This is a genomic window from Mizugakiibacter sediminis (assembly GCF_000953855.2).
Taxonomy (GTDB): domain Bacteria; phylum Pseudomonadota; class Gammaproteobacteria; order Xanthomonadales; family Rhodanobacteraceae; genus Mizugakiibacter; species Mizugakiibacter sediminis.
In genome coordinates, this window is sequence record NZ_DF970277.1 from 89,010 (window position 1) to 89,862 (window position 853).

Genomic DNA, 853 nt, shown 5'->3' on the forward strand with positions numbered 1-853 from the left:
CTGCACGTGATGGCCGACTTCGTGGGCGATCACGTAGGCATCGGCGAAATCGCCGCCGCCGCCGAGGCGCGCGGACATCTCGTCGAAGAAGCTGGTGTCCAGATAGACCTGATGGTCGCCCGGGCAGTAGAACGGGCCGACCGCCGCCGTGGCGCGCCCGCAGGTCGAGGCGACGGCGCCGGAGAACAGCACCAGCTTCGGCGGCGCGTAGGCGCCGCCGCTTTGTCGGAACAGCGCGCCCCATACGTCCTCGGTGGAGCCGAGGATGGCGGCGACGAACTGCGCGGTCTGGTCGTTGGCCGGCGGCGCGCCAGTCGTCGATGGCGTCTGGGTGACGCCGCCGTCGCCCTGCTGTGCCAGCAGGCCGAGCAGCTCCAGCGGGTTCTTGCCGAGCAGCAGCGCCAGCACGACGACGATCGCGACGCCGCCCAGGCCCAGCCGGCCGACGCCGCCGCCGAGACCCATGCCGCGGCGGTCCTCCACGTTCTCGCTCTGTCGCGCACGCTGCCATTTCATGGGCCGGACTCCGCGGTGGGACCGCGGCATTGTGCGCCCAGTGCGGCGCGGATTCACCGCCCCCGCGGCGCAGGCGGATCAGCGGATCAGCGATTGCTGCAGCGCCTGCAAGGCCGGCAGCAACGCCGCCGGTTCGCGCAGCGCCTTGCGCGCCGCGCCGAGCGCGCGGCGTACGTCGGCGGGTGCTTCGCCGCGCTCGATCAGCGCGACCGCGGCGTCCCGGCACGCCAGCAGCGCGTCCGCCCAGTCGGCCGGTTGCGGCGCGCGGACGTGCCGCGTGACGAGGCGGGTCGCGCGGAAGGCGGGTGCCATCTGCTCGACGCGGGCGGCGGCGGCG

General features: G+C 74.4%; 2 protein-coding genes. Both read right to left on the minus strand.

The genetic code is table 11. The features are described from left to right. Positions 1 to 516: neutral zinc metallopeptidase (locus tag MBSD_RS15845; protein WP_237071831.1), on the minus strand; the 516-nt coding region annotated here is incomplete at its 3' end. Between the two features lie 78 nt (positions 517 to 594). Beyond that, positions 595 to 853: hypothetical protein (locus MBSD_RS15560; RefSeq protein WP_187300722.1), on the minus strand; the 259-nt coding region annotated here is incomplete at its 5' end.